The organism is Microbacterium cucumeris, assembly GCF_058349845.2.
Window position 1 is genome coordinate 41,420 of the sequence record NZ_JBYRIZ020000005.1, and the last position, 22,953, is coordinate 64,372.

At 68.5% G+C, this 22,953-nt stretch carries 19 protein-coding genes; 11 read left to right on the forward strand and 8 right to left on the reverse strand.

What is annotated here, in order from left to right; translation table 11 throughout:
* Position 1: 1 nt before the first annotated feature.
* From AC3RXZ_RS13880 to AC3RXZ_RS13905, 6 genes are all read left to right on the forward strand, one after another.
* Positions 2–730, forward strand: a complete 729-nt coding sequence (locus AC3RXZ_RS13880; protein WP_243231870.1) for a CDP-alcohol phosphatidyltransferase family protein — start codon at positions 2–4, stop codon at positions 728–730.
* A gap of 1 nt (position 731) precedes the next feature.
* A complete protein-coding gene (locus tag AC3RXZ_RS13885; protein ID WP_491494387.1) occupies positions 732–1,664 on the forward strand; it encodes a glycosyltransferase family 2 protein in 933 nt (310 codons plus the stop codon).
* Positions 1,657–2,307, forward strand: a complete 651-nt coding sequence (locus AC3RXZ_RS13890; protein ID WP_243231866.1) for a hypothetical protein — start codon at positions 1,657–1,659, stop codon at positions 2,305–2,307. The genes AC3RXZ_RS13885 and AC3RXZ_RS13890 overlap by 8 nt, the downstream gene beginning before the upstream one ends.
* A gap of 195 nt (positions 2,308–2,502) precedes the next feature.
* Positions 2,503–6,114 carry a PKD domain-containing protein gene (locus tag AC3RXZ_RS13895; protein WP_491494388.1) on the forward strand — a complete coding sequence of 1,204 codons (3,612 nt, stop codon included), beginning with the start codon at positions 2,503–2,505 and terminating at the stop codon, positions 6,112–6,114.
* Positions 6,115–6,121: 7 nt separating this feature from the next.
* Positions 6,122–7,213: a glycosyltransferase gene (locus AC3RXZ_RS13900; protein ID WP_243231863.1), complete on the forward strand. Its 1,092-nt coding sequence runs from the start codon at positions 6,122–6,124 to the stop codon at positions 7,211–7,213.
* Positions 7,210–8,535, forward strand: coding sequence for an MATE family efflux transporter (locus AC3RXZ_RS13905; RefSeq protein WP_491494389.1), 1,326 nt, complete (start codon positions 7,210–7,212; stop codon positions 8,533–8,535). The genes AC3RXZ_RS13900 and AC3RXZ_RS13905 overlap by 4 nt, the downstream gene beginning before the upstream one ends.
* Before the next feature lie 3 nt (positions 8,536–8,538).
* Here AC3RXZ_RS13905 and AC3RXZ_RS13910 read toward each other — a convergent pair whose 3' ends face one another.
* Genes AC3RXZ_RS13910 through AC3RXZ_RS13920 form a run of 3 tightly spaced genes read right to left on the reverse strand, consistent with a single transcriptional unit; the run spans position 8,539 to position 12,268 of the window.
* Positions 8,539–9,516 (reverse strand): acyltransferase family protein, encoded by a 978-nt coding sequence (locus AC3RXZ_RS13910; protein WP_243231858.1) that lies wholly within the window; start codon positions 9,514–9,516, stop codon positions 8,539–8,541.
* Between the two features lie 29 nt (positions 9,517–9,545).
* A complete protein-coding gene (locus AC3RXZ_RS13915; protein WP_243231857.1) occupies positions 9,546–10,853 on the reverse strand; it encodes a hypothetical protein in 1,308 nt (435 codons plus the stop codon).
* Between the two features lie 5 nt (positions 10,854–10,858).
* On the reverse strand, positions 10,859–12,268 hold the full coding sequence (locus AC3RXZ_RS13920) for a tyrosine-protein kinase domain-containing protein (RefSeq protein ID WP_243231856.1): 1,410 nt from the start codon (positions 12,266–12,268) through the stop codon (positions 10,859–10,861).
* Between the two features lie 74 nt (positions 12,269–12,342).
* Here AC3RXZ_RS13920 and AC3RXZ_RS13925 point away from each other — a divergent pair, with 74 nt between their 5' ends.
* On the forward strand, positions 12,343–12,957 hold the full coding sequence (locus tag AC3RXZ_RS13925; protein WP_243231855.1) for an arsenate reductase/protein-tyrosine-phosphatase family protein: 615 nt from the start codon (positions 12,343–12,345) through the stop codon (positions 12,955–12,957).
* Between the two features lie 10 nt (positions 12,958–12,967).
* On the opposite strand, the gene AC3RXZ_RS13930 is transcribed toward AC3RXZ_RS13925, so the two are convergent.
* The 3 genes from AC3RXZ_RS13930 to AC3RXZ_RS13940 form a co-directional block, all read right to left on the reverse strand.
* Positions 12,968–14,044, reverse strand: coding sequence for a glycosyltransferase family 4 protein (locus AC3RXZ_RS13930; protein ID WP_243231854.1), 1,077 nt, complete (start codon positions 14,042–14,044; stop codon positions 12,968–12,970).
* A 65-nt stretch (positions 14,045–14,109) separates the two neighbouring features.
* Positions 14,110–15,306 (reverse strand): DUF1972 domain-containing protein, encoded by a 1,197-nt coding sequence (locus AC3RXZ_RS13935; RefSeq protein ID WP_491494390.1) that lies wholly within the window; start codon positions 15,304–15,306, stop codon positions 14,110–14,112.
* 4 nt (positions 15,307–15,310) lie between these two features.
* On the reverse strand, positions 15,311–16,846 hold the full coding sequence (locus AC3RXZ_RS13940; RefSeq protein ID WP_491494391.1) for a sugar transferase: 1,536 nt from the start codon (positions 16,844–16,846) through the stop codon (positions 15,311–15,313).
* 348 nt (positions 16,847–17,194) lie between these two features.
* On the opposite strand from AC3RXZ_RS13940, the gene AC3RXZ_RS13945 reads away from it, so the two are divergent.
* The 4 genes from AC3RXZ_RS13945 (at position 17,195) to AC3RXZ_RS13960 (ending at position 21,092) form a co-directional block, all read left to right on the forward strand.
* Entirely contained in the window at positions 17,195–18,325 is a 1,131-nt protein-coding gene (locus tag AC3RXZ_RS13945; RefSeq protein ID WP_491494572.1) for a low temperature requirement protein A, read from the forward strand.
* Positions 18,326–18,407: 82 nt separating this feature from the next.
* Positions 18,408–19,415: an intradiol ring-cleavage dioxygenase gene (locus AC3RXZ_RS13950; protein ID WP_491494392.1), complete on the forward strand. Its 1,008-nt coding sequence runs from the start codon at positions 18,408–18,410 to the stop codon at positions 19,413–19,415.
* Between the two features lie 194 nt (positions 19,416–19,609).
* Positions 19,610–19,864 carry a hypothetical protein gene (locus AC3RXZ_RS13955; protein ID WP_243231847.1) on the forward strand — a complete coding sequence of 85 codons (255 nt, stop codon included), beginning with the start codon at positions 19,610–19,612 and terminating at the stop codon, positions 19,862–19,864.
* Between the two features lie 109 nt (positions 19,865–19,973).
* The gene (locus AC3RXZ_RS13960; protein WP_491494573.1) at positions 19,974–21,092 is read left to right on the forward strand and encodes a fatty acid desaturase family protein; all 1,119 of its coding nucleotides are present in this window, start codon (positions 19,974–19,976) and stop codon (positions 21,090–21,092) included.
* A 16-nt stretch (positions 21,093–21,108) separates the two neighbouring features.
* Here the strand turns inward: AC3RXZ_RS13960 and AC3RXZ_RS13965 are convergent, their stop codons facing one another.
* Positions 21,109–21,732 (reverse strand): response regulator, encoded by a 624-nt coding sequence (locus AC3RXZ_RS13965; protein ID WP_491494393.1) that lies wholly within the window; start codon positions 21,730–21,732, stop codon positions 21,109–21,111.
* Positions 21,729–22,919, reverse strand: a complete 1,191-nt coding sequence (locus AC3RXZ_RS13970; protein ID WP_491494394.1) for a sensor histidine kinase — start codon at positions 22,917–22,919, stop codon at positions 21,729–21,731. The genes AC3RXZ_RS13965 and AC3RXZ_RS13970 overlap by 4 nt, the downstream gene beginning before the upstream one ends.
* Positions 22,920–22,953: the final 34 nt, after the last annotated feature.

Sequence of the window (22,953 nt, forward strand, 5' to 3'; positions counted from 1 at the left end):
CATGCCGGAGCAGAGAACGACGTTCCAGGACGCCTTCGCCGGACTGAAGGCGGCGCAGAAGGGGCATGCGCGGGGGGCTCCGGCGTACTCGGTCTACGTCAATCGGAGGATCGGGCGCGTGTTCGCCGCCTTCGCGTTCGCGCGAGGATGGACACCCAACCAGGTCACCGCCATCAGCGCACTTCACACGCTCGCCGCGATCGTGCTCATCGTCGCACTCCCGCCGTCATGGTGGTCGGGATTCCTGGTGGCCCTGCTGCTCGCGGGCGGCTACGCCTGGGACTCCGCGGACGGTCAGGTGGCACGACTGTCCGGAGGCGGCAGTGCGGCCGGGGAGTGGCTGGATCACTTCGTCGACGCGGCGAAGCTGTCAGTGCTGCACCTGGCGGTGCTGGTCGGGCTCTGGCTGCACACCCCGCTGCGCGACACCCCGTGGCTGATCGTGCCACTGCTGTTCTCCGCGGTCTCGACCGTGACGTTCGTCGGGATGCTCCTGAACGACCTGCTCAAGGCCTCCCGTGGCATCGCATCGACTCACGCTCGCGGTGGTGGCACCGCCGGCCGCTCCCTCCTGCTGCTGCCGACCGACTTCGGCGTCGTCTGCCTCGTGTTCGTCCTCTGGGGCTGGCCGAACGCGTTCCTCATCGTGTACTCGCTGCTCGCTGCGGCTGCGTCTGCGTTCCTGATCCTGGCGGCGCGCCGCTGGTTCCGCGAGATGCGGACGGTCTGAGATGGCCGCGCCCCTCGCCATCGTGGTGGTCAACTTCGCGTCCACGGGCCTGTTGCGACAACACCTCGTGAAGACCGCGACCGACGTGCGACCTGATCATGTCGTCGTCGTGGACAACTGGTCATCGAGAGCCGAGCTCGATCGCGTCGGCCAGCTCGCCCGGAGCCAGGGCTGGGATCTGGTGGCCGCGGAATCGAACCTCGGCTTCGGCGGGGGCGTGAATCTCGGAGTGCAGCGCGCGTTGCAGCTCGGCGCCGAGGACATCCTGCTGCTGAACCCGGACGCCTCCATCTCGGCCGAGTCGGTGCGGATCCTTCAGGAGCGTGCGTCCACCGAGCGCGACGCGGTCTTCTCGCCCCTCGTGCTCGACAGCGACGGAAAGGTCTGGTTCGACGGTGCGGATGTGTACCTGTCCGACGGCGTGACCCGAAGCGTGCGCAAACGGTTCGAGCGTCCGGGCGAGGTGCGATGGGAATGGCTCTCCGGTGCATGCCTGCTCGTCACCGACGCCGCTTGGCGCATGAGCGGCGGCTTCGACGAGGACTACTTCCTGTACTGGGAGGACGTGGACTTCTCCCGTCGAATCGTGGGGGCGGGCGGCTCCTTGTACGTCGTGCCGGAGGCGACGGCCATCCACGACGAAGGCGGTACCCAGCGAGTGGGTGCGCCGCAACGCGCCAAGTCCGAGGGCTATTACTACTACAACATCCGCAACCGGCTCCTGTTCGCCGCCAAACACCTCGATACGGACGACGCGCGACGGTGGCGTCGAGGCGCGTGGGCGTCCGCGCGAGAGGTCCTGCTGCGCGGCGGGCGTCGACAGTTCCTTCGCCCATGGAAGCCTCTGCGGGCCGCCTTCCGGGGCGTCCGCGACGGCCGGGGCTACAGTGTTCCCGAGGCAGTACGACGCAGGCAGGGGGCCATGGATGACTGAAGAAGCTCCTGCCGACGCGCGAAGCACCCGGCGCTGGTGGTGGATCGCCGGCGCCGCGGCGGCCGCCGTCGCCGTGATACTGGTGATCGGCTTCGCGACGGGATGGGGTGCCGGCGCGCCGCAGCCGGGCGGCGGCGCGACCGAGAGTCCGGCGCCTCAGCAGACCGCGGACGGGTCGCCTGAGCCGTCCGCGAGTCAGAGCCCTGCGCCGTCGGATACGGACGAGCCGCCGGCGGACGGCGCCCGCGAGACCGCTCCGCCCGTGGCGCTCGACGAGTCGATCGAACCCGTCGAGGACGTGCGCGTTTCTCTGTCCTCCATTGAAGCGATCACCGGGGAGGCATCGGTCCCCGGTGAAGTGGCCGGTCCTGCCCTCGAGATCACCGTGAAGGTGGAGAATCTCGGGGAAAGTGAAGCGCTGACCAACACCCTCATCGTCAACGTGTACTACGGCGACGACGCCACACCGGCGAACATCCTCGTGCGCCCTCGTGAAGAGCTGCCGCTCTCGGTGAAAGCGGGCGCGTCCGCGGAAGGGGTGTACGCCTTCAGCGTGCCGACGGACGCTCGGGGGCACGTCGTGGTCGAGGTCGACCTCTCGCTCGACGTTCCCGTCGTCCTGTTCGAGGGGGCCGTGTCCTAGCCGTCCGGCGTGATCCGCTTCGGACGATTTGTCATATTCGTGCTTTACTTCGCAGGCTCGGAGTTCTAGAGTCAATAAGTCGACCTGTCGGGGAAACAGGCGGCACTTTACTGGGGACAGGCCGTTCGACGGCCTCATGGGAGTTGGGGAACGTCCATGCGCACGAGTACGTCAGTTCGGAAACCGCTGGCAGCCGTGATCGCTGCCGCGCTTGTCGGGGCGATGCTCGCGCTCGTCCCCGTCACCGCCGCGAACGCCGCGCCCTGGGAGGATCAGCTCCCACGCGAGGAGTGGCCGGAACCGGTCTCGGCCGATGCTCTGCCGACGGTGCAGATCGGCGACGGCGTGATCTGGAGCGTCGAGGTGTCGGGAAATGTGGCGTATGCGGGCGGAGAGTTCAGCACAGCGCGTCCCGCAGGCGCACCGGCGGGCACCGGTCAGGTCTCGCGGGGCAACTTCCTCGCGTTCGACGTCACGACCGGGGAACTGCTGCCCTTCGCTCCGACCTTCAATGCCGTCGTCAAGGACGTCGCCGTCACACCGGACGGCTCGAAGCTCGTCGTCGTCGGCAACTTCACCCAGGTGAACGGCCAGACCCGCAACCGGATCGCGATCTTCGATCTTGCCACCGGGCAGCTCGCGAGCCTCTCGAGGACGCCCGATCTGAACGGTCCGGCCGGGGTCGTCGCGGTCACGGACACGGTCGCCTACGTCGGCGGCTACTTCAGCGCCGTCAACGGTGAATCCAGCGCACGGCTCGGCGCCGTCCGGCTGACCAACGGCAACATCGTCACCGGGTTCCGGACGCGGTTCACGGACACGAACGGCACGCGTCAGCCCACCATCCCCGACAACCAGGTCCTCGCCCTGACCGTCAACGGCGACGGGACGCGGCTGATCGCCGGCGGCAACTTCACCCGCGCCGGCTTCGCCAATGGAGCGGGGACCGTCGCCTACACGACATCGAACGGTCGTGACGGGAACTCCCAGGGTTACGGTCTCGCCATGTTCGACACCGCGGATGGCTCGCGGGCGATCCCGATCAACGCCAACACGGCCGTACGCAACGCGGGCGGCAACGCCTGGCTGTTCTCCCTCACATCGGACGGCACCTATGCCTACGGCACGGGTGGGCACTGGGGCAGCGCAGGGACGATCGAGGGCTCCTTCGCTATCGACTGGTCCGATGGCGAGATCGGCTGGATCGACGACTGCCACGGCGACACCTACGACATCGCATCCGTCGGTGAAATGGTGTACACCGCCTCGCATAAGCATTACTGCGCCAACTCGGGTGGATTCCCGCAGGTGGACAGCGGGTGGACGTATTACCACTCCACCGCGTGGAGCAAAGTCGCGGCAGGAGTGAACACTCCGGACACCTACGGGTACCCGGATCACCCCGGCACTGCTCACCCGCAGTTGCTGTACTGGTTCCCGTACACTCCCGCCGGGTCGTACACGGGGAAGAACCAGGCGGTGTGGACCGTGGACGGCAACCAGCAGTACGTCGTGTATGGCGGCGAGTTCACCTCGGTGAACGGGACGGCGCAGCAGGGACTGGTGCGATACACCGTCAAGTCGAATGCGCCCAACGACGAGGGGCCACGACCGTCGCAGGAGCAGGAGCGCCAGGCCCACGACGCAGGGCAGTCCTTCAGCACGTGGTGGGCGCCGAAGGTCAGCAATACGATCCCCGGGACGCTGCGGGCCTCGTTCACCACCGTCTTCGATCGGGATGACGCTGACCTGACCTACCGCGTCTATCTCGACACCGAGAACGCCTCGGGACTTGTGAAGGAGATCGAACTCGACACGCCCTTCTGGCAGTACCAGACCCTCTCGGCGGTCGCGAGCGGACTCGAACCAGGGTCCACTCACCGCATGCGTGTGGTGGTGAGCGACCCGTATGGCAACAGCTTCAAGTCGGACTGGGTCAATGCCACGGTTTCCGAAGGCGCCGTGTCGCCGTACGTCCAGGACATCGCGAGCGACAGCGTCACGCACCTGTGGCGGCTCGGAGAGTCGAGCGGCGCGTCGACCGACGTCTTCGGCACGTCGAACCTGAACCTCGCGGGACGGATGTCCCGAGGCCAGAGCGGCGCGCTGACGGATGATCCGAACACGGCGATCACGTTCAACAACAGCGTCTTCGCGAGCCAGAACAACGGGAACGGGTACTCCTCGACGCGAGAGACGGGACCCAACTCCTTCTCCGTCGAGGCATGGTTCAAGACCACCACGAGCAGTGGCGGGAAGATCATCGGCTTCGGCAGCGCCCAGACCGGTTCCTCGAGCTCCTACGATCGCCACGTCTACATGAACAACTCCGGGCAGCTGTACTTCGGCGTCTATCCAGGCGAAGTGCGGACGATCAACACCACGGAGACCTACCGCGACGGCGACTGGCACCACGTCGTCGCCACGCTCGGCGCTGACGGGATGCGTCTGTACGTCGATGGGGAGCTCGCCGCACAGCGAGCCGACACCACGTACGGCCAGGCCTATGACGGATACTGGCGGGTGGGCAACGACACCCTCAGCGGCTGGCCGAGTGCGCCGTCGAGCGCACAGTTCGAAGGCACCGTGGACGAGGTCGCGGTCTACTCCGGGGCGCTGTCCCCGCAGCGGGTCGCATCCCACTACACGGTCGGCACCACCGCGACGATCCCGAACGCCCCGCCGACGGCGTCGATCGCCGCTCCTGTCGTCAACGGGCTCGAGGTGTCCGTGACCGGCAGCGGTTCCGACCCGGACGGCACCATCGCGTCCTACGCCTGGGACTTCGGCGACGGCACGACGGCTACGGGAGCGACCGCGACCAACACCTACGACACGGCCGGCACGTACACGATCACGCTGACCGTCACCGATGACGAGGGCGCGACCGGCAGCAAGACCACGGAGGTCACCGTGGCCCCGGTGCCCAATCAGGCGCCGATCGCCGACATCGGATCACCGGTTGTTGACGGATTGTCGGTCACCGTCAACGGCTCCGCGTCGAACGACCCGGACGGCTCGATCGCGTCGTATGCCTGGGACTTCGGCGATGGCGGGACAGCTTCCGGAGCTTCGGCGACGCACGACTACGCCTCCGAAGGCACGTACACCATCACACTGACCGTCACGGATGACGAAGGTGCGACCGGGACGGACACCCACGAGGTGGTCGTGGCGGAGATCGGCGCGGGGCTGCTCGCGAGCGACGACTTCGATCGCACGGTGTCCAACGGATGGGGTACCGCGGATGTCGGCGGGGCCTGGACCCTGCGCGGCACGGCGAGCCGATTCGCGGTCGCGGACGGCGCGGGGACCATGACCATCCCGGCGGCGACGGCGCAGACCGTCTATGCGGACCTGAACGGCGTGTCCAGCACGAGCACGCGAGTGGACGCCGTGTTCAGCGTCGATGCGCTCACCGAGGGGCAGTACGTCGCTGTCGTCGGCCGCCGGACAGGGGCGTACAACTACATCGCGCGGCTGCGGCTTCAGGCGGATGGCGGTGTGAGGATGTATCTCCTCCAGGACGGCGCCACCTCGATCACGCCGTCGGTCCTGCTGCCTCTGACCATCGAGCCCGGTGTGCCGTATGTGCTGAGCATGGAAGTCACCGGCACCAGCCCGACAACCATCAAGGCCAAGGCGTGGAAGCAGTCCGAGGCCGAGCCGGCATGGCAGCGCGAGGGCACCAACGCGCAGGCCGACCTGCAGGCACCCGGAGCGGTCTCCCTGTTCACGTACGTGCCGAACAACGTCGCCGGGGGGAAGGTGTCGTTCCATTCGGTGACCGTCACCGACCCGAACTGACCGGCTCGTGATCCGCCCTCTTCAGCACGTTCAGGTGTACGACGTCGCCCGGACGGCCCATTTCGAGCGCATTCTGCGGTCGGGATCTCCGACGACGGTCCTCTACTCCGAACGGCGATACGACTTCGATGCCCGCCTCGCCGAGCAGACCGGGGCCCGCCGCACCGGTCTGCTCGGCGCGTTCTGGTACACGCTGCGAAATCACATCGACGTGCTCGAGGTGGCGGAACCGCTGCTCGTCCGCGCGGCGCCGCGGTCGTTCGCCGCGATCGTGGGCGCGCGCGTCCGAGCAGGATTTCGCGGCGCGCGACCGATGATCGTCACCTACGCGATCGAGAACAAGGACCCTCGGGACGGCTTCGAGACGCTGCCGTCGCGGACGCGCATGAAATGGCGGGCGCAACGCCTGTTCGTGCGGCGCGTGTGGTCGATGCTCGATCGCGTGGCGTACGGGACATCTCAGTCGCAGAACCTGTACACCCGGCTTCTCGGTGCCTCGCGTGCGGATCAGCGGCTCATCCCTGCTCTGCCGGTGGCCGATATCGCGCAGGCTGGCTCGACCCCGCGCGAGCGTACGGTGACCTTCCTGGGTGAGTTCTCGGAACGCAAGGGTTTCCCGCTGCTGCTCCGCGCCTGGCCGGAGGTGAAGAGCGCGGTGCCCGGGGCGCGACTCGTGCTGATCGGAAAAGGAGGGGGGGAAACGGAGGCGCATGACCTGGCGGCACGCGACGACGCCGTCACGGTGGAGATCGATCCCCCTCGTGCGCGGATCTTCGCTCTGCTCGCCCAGACCAAGGTGCTCGCGTTCGCGTCGCAGCCGCGGCCGCGATGGCGGGAACAGGTGGGGCTGCCCATCGTCGAGGCGCTCGGCAGGGGCTGCCTCATCGCGACGACGTCCGAGACGGGGCTCGCCCGATGGCTTGAGGAGCACGGGCACGCGGTGATCGAGGACCCTTCGGACGCGAGCGAATTCGCTCAGGCGATTCAGACCGCTCTGCTGAGCACTCGTTCTCCTGCGGACATCGTCGCGGATCTGCCGCCGCGCGACGGGAGAGCGGATGCCGAGCACTGGATCCTGACCGGGGAGACCGGGGGATGAGCATGTGGCGCAACGTCGGCTCAGCGGCCGTCGTGAAGGTCGCCGTCATGGGACTGACCGGTCTCGTCGGCCTCGTGACGAGCCGTCTCATCATCCAGGGGTACGGGGTCGAAGCGTATGCCCAGTACGGACTGCTCGCCAGCCTGCCGACACTTCTGCCGTTCGCCGATCTCGGACTCGCCGCCGTGGTGATCAACGCCGTCGCCGAGTCGGATGATCCGCGGCGTGATGCGAAGATGCGGCGGACTCTCGTCAGCACCGTTCGACTGCTGATGCTCGCGGGTGCTGTGATCGTCGCCGTCGCATTCCTGCTCACGCTGCTCGAGGCGTGGCCGCTGATCCTCGGGGAAGGCCTTCTTCCCGGCGGGAACATCGTCGCCGGCATCTGCCTGGCGCTCTTCGGACTGGCGCTGCCCTTGACGCTGGGACCGCGAATCCTCATCGGACTGGGCCGCAACACGACGCAGATCGCCACGCAGGTGATCACGGCTCCCTTGATCTTCGTGATGATCGGAGCCTGCGTGCTTTTCGGCATCCCGGCGGATCAGTATCTCGCGGTCGCGACCTACCTCGCGTCCACCGCCGTGGCCGGCGTCGCCCTCGCGGTCGCCGCGCGGCTCATCTCACCGCAGTTCGGTCTGCTGGTGAGGGAGCTCCCTCGGATCCGCCAGGCGCCAGGGGTCCCGGTGATCAACATGGCCTGGCCGATGCTCGTACAGCTTCTGGCCCTGCCCGTGGCGATGCAGACCGGGCGCATCCTGGTCAGCCACCTGGGCGGCGTCACGGAACTGGCTGCGTACAACCTCGGTTATCAGATCTTCGGCATCGCCTTGCAGACGGTCTCCGCCGCAGGTGTCGCGCTGTGGCCGGTCTTCGCCCGCGCCCGAGCATCGGGCCGGATCGAGACCCCGTGGGTCCCGACCGTGTGGTTCCTCGCCGGTGGACTGGTGATCGCGGGCGGCATGGCCGTGATCTCGCCGTGGCTGGCGGCTGTCATCTCCGATGGTGCGCTGCAGCTGCCATGGATGCTGATCGCCGCGTTCGTCGTGTTCGTCGCTCTGCAATCCGCCAAGTACCCCGTCGGCATGTACATGACGGATCTCGCCGGTCTGCGGTTCCAGGTCCTGCCGACGATCGCGATGATCCCGATCGTGTGGGCCGGCTCGCTGCTGCTCGTACCGTCGATGGGTGCGGCGGGCAACCTTGCCGCGGTCTGCGTCGCGGTGGCCGTATGCCAGGTGGTCCCGAATCTGATCTACGTCCGGGTCGATCTTCGACGTCGACGCCGCGCGAATCTGCAGTCGGACGCCGTCGCGGTGTGAATCTCAGCGAGCGAACCACGCGGGCTGCTCGTAGAGGTGACGCAGGACGGGCCGGGTCGCGACGACTCGGCTGATCCAGAGGGAAGTCGCGATGGCCGCCGCTGCGATGACGGGAGGCAGCACGGTTCCGAGTCCGCTGAGATCCTCGAGCGGAAGGGTCCACCACAGGATCCAGACGAGGACGAGGATCACCGTCGTATGCGTCAGATAGACCGGCAGCGTACGCGTGCCCAGAAACCGCGGACCGGGAATCTTCGCCAGAACATGGCTGACCGCCACCCCGCCGAAGACCCCGGCGATGCAGCAGAGGAAGTAATAGCCGGGAACCGCGCTCAGCGCGAATACGGTCCCGGACACGGCCAGCACGACCCAGGCGACGAAACAGACGACGAGCGTCAGCGGGCGAGCGCTGGTGCTCCATCCGATGATCCGATCGCGCAGGAGGATGCCGCAGAGGAAGAAGAAGAAGTACTTCGCGCTGCCGACCCACCCGGCGTTGCCGATCAGGAGATCGGAGAGCGCGACGACGGAGAGGATGCCGGTGACGCCGAGCTGGACCACGACGGGAAGCCGGCGGATGAGCTTCGCCACCACGAAGAACAGCGCCAGCGCCCAGATGAACCACAGTTCGAAACGCGGGAGCAACGGTGCCCAGAGAAGGTCCTTCAGCTGGCCGAGGTAGTTCCCCTCTGCGCCCTGGAGATTCAGGCCGAGCATGAAGGAGAACGTCGCGATCACGCTCCAGAGTGCGAAGACCCATACGAAGAGCGAGATCTTCGCGCGCCAGAGGTCGCGCCAGCTCGCGCGCATCCATTTCACGGCGAACAGGCCGGACATCGTGAAGAAGAGAGGGAGCCGGATCGAAGCGATCGTGTCGTCGAAGACCTGCCACCCGACGACGTCGAGTCCCGCCTCGCCCAACCAGTTCGTGGAGTGGAAGAGCACGACGAGTGCGATCGCCAGGCCTCGCCCGGCATCCACCCAATCGATCCGCGGTTTCGTGGCGTGATTCACCGATGGCTCTCCCGGTACGGCTGCGCGGCGAGAACAGGGATCAGGACGTGCAGATCGGCGCGGGGCCGAGAGAACCGGCACGTCGCATAGGCGATGGACAGCGCGAGAGTGAGCGGCCAGAGACGCATCGCGGAATCGAACGGACTGAAGGGCAGATCCCACAGGGCGCGCAGGATGAGATAGACCAGGAGGGGCGTGAGAGCGCCCGCCGCGTATCCGCGCTTGGTCGCGAGGATGAGCAGCACGAGCACGAGGGCGACGAGCGCGACGCCCACGAGTCCGAACCAGATCCAGAGGTCTCCGATGACGGAGTGCAGTTCGATTCCCGCGCCGAACATGAACCGCTCGACGTAGCCGTTGTCGGGGTCGTAGCCGATCTCGGACATCGCCGTCTTGGCGGCCAGAACATCGTCATAGTTCGCTCGGAGACCCGACCCGAGGCCCCAGGGATATCGCGAGATCAGCGCGAGACTCGCCGCGATCTCGGGGCGTCCACCGACGATCACGCTTCCGCCGCGTTCGATCTGCTCCGCCGTGCGCGTGCGGGTCACCTCGCCGAAGTAGCCTTCGAGGATGGCACCCTGCAGGAGCAGTGCGAGTGCCAGGCCGGCCGCGAGCAGCGAGAGTATGCCGCCCCATCCTCGTGCTCGGCGGGAGCCGGCGACGGAGAGACGTTGCCACAGGATCACCACCCCGGTCAGAAGCAGGAAGGCTGAGTTCGAGCGGGAGTCGTTGACGAGTCCGACAGCGGCGAGTGCGACCACGGCGGTGAGCGTGACGATGAGCCGGTCGGTCAGCGAACAGATGGCGAGGACCAGAACGCCGAGGGGGATCGAGAGCGTGAAGCGCCAGACGTTCGGGTCTGCGCTGAAATGCAGGGGGATCGCTGCGGCGAGGCCTGACGCGAAGGCGACGCAGACCCGTGCCACTGAGGTCACTCGGTAGGCCCATACCAGGAAAGCCACGAGGACGCCGAGCTGGACGACTTCGATCGACCGCTCGATGAGGTTCGCCGTCACCGCGGAGTGATCGGCGGCATTGAGGGTCGTCAGCAGCACGCCCGCCAGCGCTGCCGTGAGCGCGAGCGCCACGAGCGCACGGCTCCACGCGCTTCGCAGCAGCGTTCCGAACCACACCGGCGCGAGCGCGACGGCGGCCACGCCGCCGATCGTGAGACCGTAGTCCACGTCGATCCGCATCCCGATCAGGAAGGTGACGACAAGCGCCGCGGCCTGCGCCAGCCGCGTCCGCGTCTCATTGCGGGGGGTATCGGGCTGCAGCCCGGGCAGGACCGACAGAGACATCGCAGCTACCGGGCGCGCCCGCGTCGGCGCAGGCGCTGGGTGAGGCCGGTCGGGTCCTGCGCCGGCTGGGTTCCGTAGCTGCCCACACCGTAGCGACTCACGCCGCGCCGTGGAACTCGCGTCAGCACGGATCCCAGCAGAGAGAGCCCGCCCACCTCCGCTGCGTGAAGGACCTTCTCGAGCCCGCGCATGGTGGTCTTGTTGTACAGCACGGCGAGCACGGCACCGTCCGTCTGATTGCCCAGCCACGTCGCATCGGTGACAGCGAGCAGGGGAGCGCAGTCGATGAGAACGAAGTCGAACTCCTTGCGCGCTTCCGCCAGCAGGTCGGTCATCCGCTGACTGGTCAGCAGCTGACTGGGGTTCGGAGCGCTCGCGCCGCTGGTGAGCACCGACAGGCCATCGGTACCCCAATCCTGGGCGGCCTCAGCCAGGGAGGACTCGCCGATGAGCACATTGGTGAGACCGAGGCCGCCGTCGAGTTGGGTGTACTCGGCCAGCGACGGGCTGCGGAGGTCGGCGTCGACGAGGAGAACCCTTTTGGAGGATTCGGCGATCATCAGGCCGAGCGCGATCACCAGCGAACTCTTGGCCTCGCCAGAGGCCGCCGATGTCACGACGATCGATCGGAGGCCGCCGTCCACCTTGAGGAAGTTGAGGTTCGCGGCGACGGCGCGGACGGACTCCGCCTCGATGCCGAGCGGGTTGTTCAGGATCGCCGCAGGAAGCGTCGTTCCGCGCCGCGTCTCCACGACCTCGCCGAGCACCGGGACCGTCGTCAATCGCTGGACGTCGCCACGGTCGCGGACCGTCTGCCAGGCGAAGGCGCGCAGCACGCTGAAGGCGATGCCCAGCGCAAGTCCGATCAGGCCGCCGATGAGGACGTAGTTCCGGGTGCTCGGCGAGACGGCGAAGCGCGGTTCGTTCGCATTCTCGATGACGGTCAGGCGAACGGTGGGGTTGCCGTTCGCATCCAAGGGTGCGACGTCATTGGTGACGACAACCGCAAGGCTCGCCATCACCGCTGACGTGATCTCCTGCGCGAGGCGCGGCGACCTGCTCGTGGCGCTCACCTCGATCACGACCGAATTGAGCGGAGACGACGCAGTGATCGTCGAAGCGAGAGCGCGCGGAGTCGTGTCGAGCTCGAGTTCGTCGATGACCGGCTGGAGTACGAGTTCGGATCGCGCCAGGAGGACGTAGGTCGCGACCAGATCCTGGACGTAGGCGCTTCCCTGGACGAGCTCGGACGTGCTCTCCCCGCGGTCGCTGGTGACGAGGAGCGCTCCGGTCGAACTGTACGTCTCGGGGGTCAGCTTCGCGAGCACGAAACCGCCTGTCGCGCCGAGTACGGCCAGAACGACCACCACCAGCCAACTCCGAAGCACCGCGCGGGCGTAGTCGCCGACTGTCATGATCCCCACCCCCGCAGGAGCACTATCATGAAGGCTGCCCCTAACGTGAGTCTAGCCGAGCCGGAGCGATCGCCGTGTCTGCATCTGTCGACGGGACCGTGCTGATCGTGTGCGCGGCCAACGTCTGTCGTTCCCCGTTCGCCGCTTTCCTGCTCGGACGAGAGCTTCCCGGGCTTCTGGTCGAGAGCGCCGGGGTCGCCGCTCGCGCGGGAGACGCGCTCTGCCGTTTCACCCGGCAGCGCATCACTGCGCTGCCGGACGGCTCCCGCTTCGTGCAGCAGCACGTGGTGCGGCGGCTCGACACAGATCTCATCGGCCGGGCGGACCTGATTCTGACCGCATCGCCGAGCGAACGCTCCGCGGTCGCGGTCCGGTCGCCCGAGGCTCGCACGCGAACCTTCACGCTGGTCGAAGCGGCGCACAGTGCGAAGGCTCTCAGCGAGACCGAACGACCGTCCACGCTGGCGGGACTCGCCGAGATGATGAACGCCCGAAGAGGCCGTGTGACGCTCCCGCCCGTGCATCGCGGACGATGGACGACGCGTTCGGCGCGTTTCGGTATCGCGATCCCCGATGCGCACATCGGTGAGACGCAGCGGCATTCCGTGGTGTACCGGTCCATCGAGGACGCCGTCGGAATGTTCGCGCGCGCGTTCACGGCCTCGGCCTCCGGTGGTGGTCTCCGATAAGTCCGGGCCGTCAAACGTCTGGCGCATCCAGGACCATCCTCCGGACCGCGTTGCGATAGCTCGTCGGCGAGTGCCGTTTCAGCGCGGCGGCGCGGCTGTCGTCGACGCCGTCTGCGACCTCGGGCCACCGCGCCGAGATCCGCTCCAACGCTGCGGCGATCTCTGCGGCATCTCCCGCGGGGGTGAGCCAGGCGGTGCGGTAGCCGCCGGCGGCCTCTCGTAGACCGCTGCTGTCACTTGCGATGACGGGGCGTCGGGCCAGGATGCCCTCGACAGCGGTGTTGCCGAACGGCTCGTCCACCCTGGAGGGCACGACGAGTACGTCCGTGTCGGCGAGGAACGGCCAGATCTCCGCGTGGAATCCGGCGAATCGTACGTCGACCCCGGACACGCGGGCCTTGTCGTGCAAGGCGTCCTCGAACCACTCGTATCCCGTGAATGCGGCGCCCAGGAGCGTCACCCTGACGTCTTCGCCCCGCGACTTCAGGGCGGCTGCGGCGTCGATGACGAGGTCCGGTCCCTTGCGCGGGGAGAGACGTCCGACGAAGAGGACGCGCAGGGGCCCGTCGAGCAGCTCGCGCGGCTCAGGCGGGCTCTGGGGTGAGGCGACCCCGTTGTAGACCACTTCTGCGCGTCGGGCGAGCGGCGGCAGTGCGGCGCGAATCGTCTCCAGGCTGAACCGGCTGTTCACCAGAACGCGCCGCGAGGCCAGATGCGGGAGGTAGAGGACGGCGTTGATCAGTCGGTGCGCTGACGCCTCGGCTTCGTGTACGTGGCTGACGGCTCGGATCCGAAGCAGCCGTGACACGAGGGGCCACTGCGGCACGATGATCGTCGACACGTACACCACGTCGGGTCGGATGCGTCTGAGCAGTCGCCACGCCGCGCCCCACCCCCGGAGAAGGTCGCGCAGCAGGACAGGCAGCCCCCGGACCGACAGCAGGGTCTTGCGTAGGACGAGCATCGGGACGATCACCACCTCCGCCCCGATCGCGCGAAGCGATGCGACGAGCATCCCCCTCTCCGGCAGGGCGACGACCACTCTCGCGCCCGCATCCACCAACCCGGTCGCGCTTTCGAGGAGCATGCGGTCCGAACCGAACATCTCCGCGCCCGGATGAGCGAGCAAGACGGTCGGCCGCGGTGATGACGTCATGAGAGAGACGCCCTGACGTCGTCCGGCTCCCATTCATCCGCCCGGCGCCTCGCCCGGCGCGCCGATCCATGGATGGTGGCGCCGTCCGCGAGCCGACGCGCCAGCGCCTCGTACGCGGCTGCCACGTCGTCCCAGCGGAACTGCTCTCGGGCCCGTTCGCGAACTCCGGCACCGATCTCGACGAGCGCCTCGGTATCCGCCTCGGCCTCGGCGAGCTGCGCCGCGACGTCGTCGGCGTCGGTGAAGAACCAGCCCCGATCGTCCAGCACCTCCCGGTTGAACGGCACGTCGTAGGCGATCACTGCGGTCCCCGCCCCCATCGCACGCAGCAGCGACGGATTGGTGCCGCCCACCGAGTGACCGTGCAGATACGAGGCCGCATGCGCGTAGAGAGCGTCGAGGAGCTCCTGGTCGTAGACACCTCCGACGAGGCGGATGCGATCGTCGCCGTCTGCGGCCGCGTCGATGGCGCGGGTGTACTCGGCGCTGTACGGCGCGGAACCCACCACCACGAGCGGCAGCTTCGCGGCGCTGCGACGGTAGCCCTCCACGATCTCGAGCACGTGGTTCTCCGGCTCGAAGCGGGCGACGACGAGATGGTAGCCATGCGGGATGAGGTCCAACTCCGCGACGCCGCGCTCGGGCAGCGTGTCCAGGATCGGCGCTCCGTAGCGGATCAGCTCGGTCGGCACTCCGAACTGGTGGCGGTAGTAGTCGGCGATGCCGGGGGCGTCCGCGATCAGGGCGTCCGCCGTGCGCACTCCGAACTGTTCCGCCCACCGGTAGTAGGCCTTGCCCCGTGCGCCCCATTTCGACCGGCGCCACTCCAGCCCGTCCATGTGCAGCGCCACGCGCGCTCCGCGTAGACGCAGCAGAGGCAGGAACGGGGAATTCGCGGCGTTGAAGACGAACGTCGCGTCCGGCTTGCGGCGCAGCGCCAGATGCAGCGCCGACAGACCCGTGTGGCTGAGCGTCTCGACCTGCTTGACGGGGACCGCGGGCAGGTGCACGACCTGCATCCCGAGGTACTCCTTCTCGCGCAGCGCGGAGCCTCGCGTGTAGACGACGACCCGATGGCCGCGCTCCACGAGCCGACGACCGACCTCCTCGACCGCCGTCTCGAACCCTCCGTATGCCGCGGGTACCCCGCGAGTCCCCACCATCGCGATGGTGAGGGTGTCCCCACTCCTCATGTGCTCAGTATGCTCCGCTCGGTCGCGCCATGACCTTCGCCGTGCGCCACATGATCTGCAGATCGTTCATGACCGACCAGTTCTCCACGTACCGCAGGTCGAGGCGCACGCTCTCGTCCCACGACAGATCGCTGCGTCCGGACACCTGCCAGAGGCCCGTGATGCCGGGCTTGATGTACAGCCGCCGGTAGACGGTGCCGTCGTAGGCGGTGACCTCGCTGGGCAGCGGCGGGCGCGGGCCGACGACGCTCATGTCGCCGACCAGCACGTTCCAGAACTGCGGGAGCTCGTCGAGCGAGAGCTTGCGCAGCACCCTGCCCACTCGAGTGACGCGGGGGTCGTCCTTCATCTTGAACAGGACGCCGGCGCCCTCGTTCTGCTCTTTGAGTTCCGCAAGCCGCTGCTCGGCATCCGTCCGCATCGACCGGAACTTCACCATCCGGAACGTCCTTCCGTCCCGCCCGACCCGCTCCTGGAAGAAGAACACCGGCCCGGGGGAGTCCAGCTTGATGATGAGCGCCAGAAGCGGCGCCATCAGGGCGATCGGGACGAGCGCGATCGCGGCGACGGCGACGTCGAGCAGACGCTTGAGCACGTGCAGGCCGCCTTCGTACGTCGGGATCTTCACCTGGATCAGCGGCAGGCCCTCCACCTGCCGCAGCGAGACCCGGGGGCCGGCGACGTCGGTCAGGCGGCTGGAGAGCACCAGCTCGGCCGCCGTGCCCTCCAGCTGCCAGCCCAGCTGCTTGACGAAGTCCGGATCCCCATCCGGACGGCTCGCCACGATGATCGTGTCCGCGCTGAGCTGCGTCGCCACGGTCGCGACCGTGTTGACGTTGCCCAGCACGGCGTACCGATCCCCGTCGACGCTGAGCTCGGCCGCGTTCCGGTCGAACAGCGTCGCCCCGACGACGTGATAACCGGTCTCCCCGCCGCGGCGGAGCGCGTCGATGACGTACTCGACGTCATCGGCGTCGCCCGCCACGAGCGTGCGAGACGCGTACTGCCCGTCGTGCCTGCGGCGCAGCAGCCACTTGCGCCAGAACCACCGCGCGAGGATGAGCCCCAGCATCCCCAGCGGCAGCGCGATGAGCAGGAGCGGACGCAGGCCCGCCCACTCCAGCAGCACGCCGATGATCGCGAGCAGCCCGAACGCCAGCCCGCTGGCATGCGCGACGCGACGGTACTCGGCTGCCCCGGAGCCGAACACACCCGCGGCGCGCGTGCTCAGCGCGCTCAGCATCAGGAACCACACGGCGATCAGCAGCACGCCGTCGCGGGCGACGACGTCGACCGGGAGACCGAGCACCAGCAGCTGCTCAGCGGCGGTCAGCGATGTCGCGGTGACGATGACCGCGGCATCCGTCAGGCGCAGCCGCATTCGATACCGCCGCTCCCACAGCTGGCGGCGTTCGAGCGTCGGCGACACCCGCGGCGTGACGACCGTGTGCGATGCGGTCTTGACGGCACGCGGCGCGGCGACGGGCACGAAGGCCTGCGTCGTGCGCGTGAGCCCGACCGCGTCCTCGACGGACGTCATGCCCGGACTCCCCGAGCACGGAATGAACGCAGAATTCCCCAGTGCGCCATGATTTCCCCAGTGTTTCCCCAGTCCGCCAGCGTGTGCTCGCGGGTTCGTCCGCTTCCCGACCCCTCGGGATCCTGCTGCACTCCGAGACCCCACGTCTCGAAGTTCCGGATGCCGTTCCCAGGCGGCATCCATACGCAGCAGGCACTGCGAACTGCGCTCACTCTAGCGGATGGTCGCCGTCAGCGGAAGATATTTCATCCGAATGGACGAAACGGGTTCCGCGACGGGCGAGCGAGCGTGTCCTACGCTGATCCCGTGTCCGCTCCGAACCCCGCATCCCGACTCCGGCTCACGCGCATGCTGCCCCGGGATCCGCACCAGCCGCATCGCACGGCGAGCACGCTCGAGCTCTTCTTCGACCTCGTCTTCGTGGTCGCCGTCAGCATCGCGTCGGCGCAACTGCATCACGCGCTCAGCGCCGGCGAGTTCGTCCACGGGCTCGTCTCGTACGCCATGATCTTCTTCGCGATCTGGTGGGCGTGGATGAACTTCACCTGGTTCGCGACGTCGTTCGACACCGACGACTGGCTGTACCGCGTCCTGACGTTCGTGCAGATGGGCGGTGTGTTGATCCTCGCCGCCGGGATTCCCGCGGCCTTCGAGCACGGCGACTTCACGTTCCCCGTCCTCGGATACATCGTGATGCGGGTGGCGATGATCGCGCAGTGGCTGCGCGCATCCACCGGACCGCTGCAGCGCGCGACCCGGCGATACGCCCTCGGAATCGGGGTCGTGCAGCTGCTGTGGGTGGCGCTCCTCTTCATCCCCGCGTCGTTCCAGATCCCCGCCTTCGTTCTGTTCGCGCTCGTCGAGGTGATGGTCCCGGTGTTCGCCGAGCACCGCGTCCAGACGCCGTGGCACCCGCATCACATCACCGAGCGCTACGGCCTGTTCACGCTGATCGTGCTGGGCGAGAGCCTGCTCGCCTCCGCCAACGCGATCGTGGAGGCGCTGCAGGAGGTCGAGTCTCTCGGCCCGCTCATCGCGATCGCGGCGCTCACGCTCATCGCCACGGCCGCGCTGTGGTGGATCTACTTCTGGCCGCCGCACCACCGGGCCATCACGTCGCTCGGTCGGTCTCTGCGCTACGGCTACACGCACTACTTCGTGTTCGCGGCCGCCGCGGCGTTCTCGGCCGGGATCGAAGTCGAGATCGACGTGCTGACCCATCACAGCGAACTGCCCGGCATCGCCGCCTCGTTCACCGTCACGGTGCCGATCGCGGTGTTCCTGCTCGGAGTCTGGTGGATCGCGATCCGCGAGAACGCGGACCGGGTCGTCAACACCGTCGTGCCGGTCGGTGCGGCGCTCGTGCTGCTGGATCCGGTGCTGCCGATCCCCGTCACCCTGACCGCCGTGATCCTCGCCGTGATCGTCGCCGTCCTGGTGATCCGCCCGCCGGTCACGGACACGGACACGGACACATAACCGGCGCATAGGCCGACCAAAGGCTCCTGATCGACTCCTTCGCGAACCTGTTCCCACAACGGTTCAGCGAAAGGAGCAGTTCATGAGCCGCATCCCCGAACCCGTCGACACCCCGGACGGCCCGACGTACCAGGGCCGCCTCCTCGACCACCCTGATGAGGAGATCGTAGATCAGGGAGCCCCGTTCGACATCCGCACCCTGATCAGCCGGCGCAGTGTCCTCGGCCTGGCCGGTCTCGGTGTCGGGGCGGTCGTCCTGGCGGCGTGCGCCCCGGCGACGAGCGGCACCTCGGACGGTTCGTCCAGCACGGGCGGCTCCGGAGGAGTCGACGAGACGACCACCTCCGACGGAGAGATCCCGGACGAGACGGCGGGTCCGTACCCCGGCGACGGGTCCAACGGCCCCGACGTGCTCGAGGAGTCCGGCATCATCCGGCAGGACATCCGCTCCTCGATCGACGGCTCGGCCACCGCCGACGGCGTCCCGCTGACCTTCGAGCTCGAGGTGCTCGACATGCAGAACGACGACGCGCCCTTCGCCGGCGTGGCGGTGTACGCGTGGCACTGCACGGCGCAGGGGGAGTACTCGATGTACTCCGAGGGGCTCGAGGACGTGACCTACCTGCGTGGCGTCCAGGTCGCGGATGCTGACGGGAAGGTGTCTTTCACCTCGATCTTCCCCGGCTGCTACTCGGGCCGTTGGCCGCACATCCACTTCGAGGTCTATCCCGACGCGGATTCCATCACCGACTCGGCCAACGCGATCGCGACCTCCCAGATCGCCCTGCCCGAGGACGCCTGCACGGCGGTCTACGCGGACTCCCGCTACGACGGCTCGTCCGGCAACCTCGCGGACGTCACCCTCGCGAGTGACAACGTGTTCGGCGACGACTCGGCCGCGCTGCAGCTGGCCACCGTCACGGGTGACGCGTCCAGCGGGTACACCGCGACGCTCCGAGTGCGCGTGGACACCGCGACGGCCCCGTCTGCCGGTGCTGCACCCTCCGCGGGCGGCGGTGGCGAGGGCGGCCCTGGCGGAGGCGCTCCCGGAGGCGGCGAAGGCGGCCCGGGCGAGCCGCCGGCGAACTGAACCGGACCGTGTCCGCGGCCACCTGGTAGACTGAAGTCGCAACGTGAGTGATTCCGCCGCAGACCGGCCGTCACGTCGCCACCGATCAGGGCCGTCAAGGACCGCGCACACCGACGCGCGCGGCATCCGCTCCGATCGCACCGAAATGCGAGGTGCGCACGCGCGCGCCCGCCACAGAGCAAGAGCAGTAACACATGAGCATCATCCACGAGCCCCTGAACTGGAAGCAGGCCGACGACGACGTGCACGTCGCGACGCGCGGCGGCGAGTTCGCCGGCTTCGTCGAGTTCGACGGCCGCGCCCACCTGGTGCGCGACAACCACGGCACCGAGGTCGGGTCCTTCCCGACCCTTGCCGACGCGCGTCGCGCCCTCGAGGGCGCCGGTCGTTCCACGAAGCATCCCCTCCGGCTGACCCTGCGTCGCCGGCTCCGTCGCGCCCGCGCCTGACCGGACGTATGCCTGCCGCCGTATACCGCCCGGGTTAGCCTGGGGGAAGCGATCGGCATCCGCCCTTGGCTTCCGCAGCTCAAGGGCTCCCGATCGGCAGGAGAGCACCATCTCCCTCCCTCAGGTCGACTCGACCACCTCCGTCTCCACACTCGGCCCCGTGCGGCAGACCTATTCCGGCACTGCGGAGTTCCCGCCCATGGCGCGCGCCTATCGCGACGTGCAGCAGGTCGTACGCGAGACGGGGCTGCTCCAGCGCACACCGATCTTCTACTCGCTGGTCGGCGCCACGCTACTGCTGGCGTTCGCCGGCTGCGTCGCGGGCTTCCTCCTGCTCGGAGACAGCTGGTTCCAGCTGCTCATCGCGGCGGCTCTCGGCATCCTGTTCACGCAGGTTGCCTTCCTCGCGCACGAGGCCGCCCACCGGCAGATCCTCAGTTCAGGCCCCGCGAACTTCCGGCTCGCGCGCGTGCTGGGCGGCATCGTCGGGATGAGCTACTCGTGGTGGGATTCCAAGCACACCCGCCACCACGGCAACCCCAACCAGGTCGGCAAGGACCCCGACATCGACGTCGACACGATCTCGTTCCTCGAGACGGACGCCGCGGCATCCCGGGGTCTCGTCCGGCTCATCACGCGCAAGCAGGGCTGGCTGTTCTTCCCGCTGCTGACGCTCGAAGGCATCAACCTGCACTACCTCGGCTACCGGCACCTGCTCTCGCGGAAGCCGGTCAAGGGGCGCTGGACCGAGCTGTCGATCATCACCGCGCGGCTGGCGCTGGTGATCGTGCCGGTGTTCCTGATGCTGCCGCTGGGCATGGCCTTCGCGTTCCTCGGGGTCCAGCTCGCTGTCTTCGGCGTGTACATGGGGGCGTCGTTCGCGCCGAACCACAAGGGCATGCCCATCATCGCGCCGGATGCGCGGCTGGACTTCTTCTCCAAGCAGGTCCGCACCTCGCGCAACATCACCGGCGGCTGGTGGGCGACGTGGCTCATGGGCGGTCTGAACCACCAGGTCGAGCACCACCTGTTCCCGAACATGTCCCGGCTGCACCTGTCGAAGGCACGCGGCATCGTGCGGGACTACTGTGCGGCGAACGGCGTGCCGTACACGGAGACGAGCATCGGCCGGTCCTACGCGATCGTCATCGAGTACCTCAACCGCGTGGGCCTGGCGGCGCGCGATCCCTTCGACTGCCCGGCGGCCGCGCAGCTGCGCCGCGCGTAGACGCCGCACCGACCGCCTACAGGATCCCGAGCTCCAGCGCGAGCGTCACGGCCCGCGTGCGGTCCGAGACCCCGAGCTTCTCGAACACGTGCAGCAGGTGCGTCTTCACGGTCGCCTCTCCGATGAACAGCTCGCGCGCGATCTCCGGGTTGCTGCGGCCGGCGGCCACGAGCCGCAGCACCTGTATCTCGCGAGGGCTGAGCTGAGGCTTCACCGCAGCATCCTGGCGCATGCGTGAGACGAGCGTCGCCGCGATCGACGGCGCGAGGACCGTGTGCCCCTCGGCGACCGCGCGGATGCCGGCGACGATCTCCTCCTGAGGGGCGGCCTTGAGCAGGTAGCCGCTCGCTCCCGCCTCGATGGCCCCGAGGATGTCGTCGTCCGACTCGTAGGTGGTCAGCACCAGCACGCGCACCTCGGGAGCGGCCTCCGCGATCCGCGCGGTGGCCTCGGCGCCCGTGAGTCCCGGCATCCGCAAGTCCATGAGCACGACATCCGGGCGCAGGGTCGTGGCGAGCTCGACCGCTTCGGCGCCGTCGGACGCCTGCCCCACCACGTCGAGCCCGTCATCCAGGGCGAGCAGCCCCACGATGCCGGAGCGGACGATCGGGTGGTCGTCGGCGACGAGGACGCGGATCATGCGGCGCCCTCCTCGGCGGCGGAGGAGGAGTCGAGCGGGATGTGGACGGTGAGGACGGCGCCGGACGGCTCGGCATCCGACACGTCCAGGACACCGCCCACCAGCGCGACGCGCTCGCGCATGCCCACCAGCCCGAAGCCGCGGCCGTCCTCGATGCGGACCTCGCCGAGACCGCGTCCGTCGTCGCGGACGGTGAGCACGGCATCGGCTCCGATCTCGAGGACGAGGGATGCCGAGGCCGCCGCGGCGTGCTTGCGGACGTTCGCCAGGCCCTCCTGAGCGCAGCGCAGCAGCACGACCTGGATGTCGCGGGGCACCGTGCACTCCGACGCATCCACGCGGACGACGGTTCCCGTCTCGCGCTCGAAGCGCTCGCCGAGCCGGTGCAGCGCCTGGGCCAGCGAGCCCGACGGGTCGGTGGCCGACGAGGCGACGACGACGAGGGCGCGGGCCTCGCGCAGGGCGTCGCGCGCGGCATCCTCGATCAGCGCGATGGTGTCGGGGGAGGCGTCGCGGCGCGCGCGCTCGGCGAGCATGACGATGCTCGTGAGACTCTGCGCGATCGTGTCGTGCACGTCGCGGGCGAGGCGGGCGCGCTCGGCCGTCGCTCCGGCTTCGCGGCTGGCGGCCTCGAGGCTGGCCTGTGCCGCCGTGAGCTCCGCCAGCAGCCGCTGGCGCTCCGCGCCCCACTCGGCGATCCGGGTGATCCACAGTCCGAGCGCGATGGCGAAGGCGGCCGAGAGGCCGCTCGTGAGCGCACCGGCGAGCAGCCCCTCCGGTGCGAAGCCGCCCCACACCCAGTACGCGAGTGTGAGGACGACGGCGTTGACGAGCGTGACCGCCACGGCCTGCCGCGGGGAACGCGAGGTCATCCAGATCAGCGGGAGCACGATGGTCTGCAGCACCAGCACGTTGGGCTGCAGCATCACGCCGATCGCGAGCAGCCCGATCAGAGCGCACTGGATGACGGCCGACGCCGCGATCGAGGGCTCCGGGCTGTCGTGGACGCTCACGAAGCGCCGCGCACCGAACAGGTACACGAGGAAGATCGCGACGGCGATCGCGAACACCGCCCACTGCACGCCGGGGACCCGCTGCTCCTGCGTGAGCGCGATGCCCGCCATCACCACCAGCAGCACGACGGCGGCGATGTCCCAGCCCAGCTGCTCCCTGCGCATCCGATCCATCGGAACCACTCTGGCACCTTCGGCGCCGGGGTGC

Coding starts and splice junctions, on each gene's coding strand:
- AC3RXZ_RS13905 (WP_491494389.1), top strand. CDS start 7,210: ATGAGCATGTGGCGCAACGTCGGCTCAGCGGCCGTCGTGAAGGTCGCC.
- AC3RXZ_RS13935 (WP_491494390.1), bottom strand. CDS start 15,306: ATGAGGAGTGGGGACACCCTCACCATCGCGATGGTGGGGACTCGCGGG.
- AC3RXZ_RS13970 (WP_491494394.1), bottom strand. CDS start 22,919: ATGGATCGGATGCGCAGGGAGCAGCTGGGCTGGGACATCGCCGCCGTC.
- AC3RXZ_RS13885 (WP_491494387.1), top strand. CDS start 732: ATGGCCGCGCCCCTCGCCATCGTGGTGGTCAACTTCGCGTCCACGGGC.
- AC3RXZ_RS13890 (WP_243231866.1), top strand. CDS start 1,657: ATGACTGAAGAAGCTCCTGCCGACGCGCGAAGCACCCGGCGCTGGTGG.
- AC3RXZ_RS13965 (WP_491494393.1), bottom strand. CDS start 21,732: ATGATCCGCGTCCTCGTCGCCGACGACCACCCGATCGTCCGCTCCGGC.
- AC3RXZ_RS13940 (WP_491494391.1), bottom strand. CDS start 16,846: ATGACGTCCGTCGAGGACGCGGTCGGGCTCACGCGCACGACGCAGGCC.
- AC3RXZ_RS13930 (WP_243231854.1), bottom strand. CDS start 14,044: ATGCTCCTCGAAAGCGCGACCGGGTTGGTGGATGCGGGCGCGAGAGTG.
- AC3RXZ_RS13950 (WP_491494392.1), top strand. CDS start 18,408: ATGAGCCGCATCCCCGAACCCGTCGACACCCCGGACGGCCCGACGTAC.
- AC3RXZ_RS13945 (WP_491494572.1), top strand. CDS start 17,195: ATGCTGCCCCGGGATCCGCACCAGCCGCATCGCACGGCGAGCACGCTC.
- AC3RXZ_RS13880 (WP_243231870.1), top strand. CDS start 2: ATGCCGGAGCAGAGAACGACGTTCCAGGACGCCTTCGCCGGACTGAAG.
- AC3RXZ_RS13955 (WP_243231847.1), top strand. CDS start 19,610: ATGAGCATCATCCACGAGCCCCTGAACTGGAAGCAGGCCGACGACGAC.
- AC3RXZ_RS13920 (WP_243231856.1), bottom strand. CDS start 12,268: ATGACAGTCGGCGACTACGCCCGCGCGGTGCTTCGGAGTTGGCTGGTG.
- AC3RXZ_RS13915 (WP_243231857.1), bottom strand. CDS start 10,853: ATGTCTCTGTCGGTCCTGCCCGGGCTGCAGCCCGATACCCCCCGCAAT.